General features: G+C 61.6%; 2 protein-coding genes. Both read left to right on the top strand.

What is annotated here, in order from left to right; translation table 11 throughout:
- Positions 1–1,900: RDD family protein (locus WAW39_RS04595; RefSeq protein ID WP_422316251.1), on the top strand; the 1,900-nt coding region annotated here is incomplete at its 5' end.
- A 338-nt stretch (positions 1,901–2,238) separates the two neighbouring features.
- The gene (locus WAW39_RS04590) at positions 2,239–2,925 is read left to right on the top strand and encodes a CerR family C-terminal domain-containing protein (protein ID WP_422316249.1); all 687 of its coding nucleotides are present in this window, start codon (positions 2,239–2,241) and stop codon (positions 2,923–2,925) included.
- Positions 2,926–2,944: the final 19 nt, after the last annotated feature.

Here is a 2,944-nt window from a genome sequence, read left to right as displayed (position 1 = left end):
GCAACAGGTCGCAGCACCGCAACCGCAACCGCAGCTGCAACCGCAAACGCACTCTCAGCAGCCCCCGCCGCCGCCGCTGCAGCCGTATCAGCCACCACAGGCACAGCCGCACTCACCGCAGCAGGCGAGGACCTCTCGGCCGCCGCCTGTCATCTCGACGCTGGCAGCAGATCCCCTGCTGCTGGAGGGGGGCCCTGCGCCGTTCTATTACCGTATCTGCGCCGGGATCATCGACTTCATCGTTTACACCGTGGTCGCCGTCGCCTGCGGATTCAATCAGGCCTTTTTAAACTCACGGGCACCCGGGCCGGAAAACACCTCAGCGCAGCTTTACGTGCTCATGGTGTTCCTCTTCATCCTCACGCTGCTGTACTTCGTGCTCATGGAAAGCTCCGCGCAGCAGGGCACGCTGGGAAAGCAGGCCTGCGGACTCATGGTGGCAGACTTAAACGGCCAGCGCCTCAGCCGGGCCCAGGCGCTGCGCCGTTTTTTGGCCAAGCCCTTCTCCATCCTCACACTCGGCATCGGCATCCTCATGGCCCTGTGGACGCGCAATCGCCAGTGCCTGCATGATCTGGCGGCCAAGGCCATCGTCCTGCGCAAGGAATCCACCAACGGCCGCCCCTTCGCCGTCACGGCAGTCAGCCTCGGCTTGGCCGGTGTGGTCGCAATCACCCTCTACATGAAGTTTTTGGGCGGCACGGAAATCTCCGTCCCCGCAGACGCCGGAGCCCCACCTCCCACGGCCGATGCGGCACACGCACCGGCGACACCTTCTCCCGCCATCCCCACCCCTCCCGCCCAGGCCGATCTACAGACGCAGTATGACATGCTGAACAACGGCGTGAAGTACCTGGTCGGAAATGGAGTGCCTGTGGACAACGAGGAGGCCGTGAAATGGTTCCGCAAAGGAGCAGAAATGGGCGAGTATCAGTGTCAGGGCTGGCTGGGCCAATGCCTGATGAAAGGCACCGGCGTTCAGCAGGATGTGCCGCAGGCATTAAAGTGGCTGCGCAAGTCCGCAGAGCAGGGCTTCCCCGTGGCCATGGTTCACCTGGGCAATGCCAGCCGTGAAGGCAATGGCGTGCCCAAGGATGCCGCTGAGGCCGTGCGCTGGTACCGTCTGGCGGCAGCAGGTGGAAATGACGAGGCCCAGTATCAACTCGGCATGGCGCACTACACCGGCGAAGGCGTCGCTGTAGATCTCCCGGTCGCCGCCGAGTGGTTCCGCAAAGCCGTCGAGAATGACAACCCTTCTGCGCGATACATGCTCGGATATCTCTATGAATTCGGCGAGGGCGTCGAGAAGGACGCCGCCAAAGCCGTGGAGCATTACCGCAAAGCCGCAGACTGGGGGCTTTATACGGCGCAGTACAATCTGGCAGGCTGCTACTACAACGGCACCGGCGTGACCAAGGATGTACCGCAAGCCATGATGTGGTATGCCAAATCCGCGAACCAAGGCTACTCTCAGGCGCAGTACTGGCTGGGCACCTGCCACCAAAACGGCACCGGCGTGCCGAAGGATGCCGCGCTGGCCGTGAAATGGTTTCAGAAGGCTGCGGATCAGGGGCTCGCGGGAGCGCAGAATGATCTGGGCATCTGCCATGCGAACGGCACCGGAGTGGCGCAGTCTCCCATCATCGCCGTGACGTGGTACACCAAGGCCGCCGAGCAGGGGCTGAAAGAGGCCCAGTTCAATCTTGCAGGGTGCTATGAGACCGGTTCGGGCATTCAGAAGGACCTCGTCAATGCCATGAAGTGGTATCTCCTCGCCTCCGCCCAGGGTTATCCGGACGCCGCCGCCAAGGTCAAGGAATTGCAGCCGCTCCTCACCGTGGAGGACTACGTCCGCGCCCAGGTCCGCGTGGATGCGTTTCAGAAGACTCTGAAAAAATGAACCGTGAAGAGATGCCCGGGTGCTTTGCTTGGGAGCTGCATATTTCCGGTGTCACGCACATCACCACACCGCACGGCGCATTGATGCGCGCAAGACGCCGCCGTGGCCCGCCCGTTTCTTTGAAACAAAAAATTCGTGGATACATCCGCGCTTTCACCATGCCGCGTTAAGTCTGATGTCAGCGTTGAAGTTCAACCGCACCGCAGAGCCGATGCGCTGACCTGGGCGTGAGTCTGCAAGGACTCCACGCCCTCTTTTTTTGATTTCGCCAAATCTCCCGAGGCCCAAAATCATTTGACGATTCGCGCTTCGCAAGTTAAACACCCGTTTATAAACGCATGTTTAACTCTCCCCCATCCCGTGAACATGATGCCGAGGCGCGCCGCGAGCGCCTGCTGACGGCCGCCGCCACCGTCTTCGCCAAAGACGGCTTTGAGAAGGCCAGCCTCCGCGCCATCTGTCTCAAGGCGAAGGCCAACGTGGCCTCCGTGAAGTACTACTTTGGCAGCAAAGAAGGACTCTACCGCGAAGTCTTCCTCTCCTCCTGCGCCAGCAAGATGGACAAAGATCCGCCCGTCACGCTCGCAGACGGCGCTTCACCGGAAGACACCCTGCGCAGCTGGATCCATCACCTCCTGGACCATATGCTGCTCAAGCGCGCCGCCAATCCCGTGAAGAGCCAGCTCATGGCCCACGAAATGCGCGAGCCCACCCCCTGCCTCAACGAATTCATCAAGCTCGTCGTCGGCCCCTTCCATGAGGAGCTGCAGCGCATCATCGCCGCCGTGCTCGGCAGAAAGAAGGTGGATGAAGACTGCATCCTCTACTGCCATCACATCATCGGACTCTGCATTCACTACGATCACTGCCGCGTCTTCGTGGACCGCCTCGGCCCGCCCGTCCCCAAGACCGCGCCCGAAGTGCAGCGCCTCGCAGACAACATCGCCGACTTCGTTCTCGGCGCCCTCACCACCCGCCGCGCCGCCCAGCCGAAACCCGCCTCACGCTCGAAAAAACAGTCATGACCTCGTCCCTCCTCAAATA

Origin of the sequence: Prosthecobacter sp. (assembly GCF_049294395.1) — a bacterium.
GTDB lineage: Bacteria > Verrucomicrobiota > Verrucomicrobiia > Verrucomicrobiales > Verrucomicrobiaceae > Prosthecobacter.
Note: the sequence above shows the minus strand (reverse complement) of the source record. Positions and strands in the feature narration are given on the sequence as shown.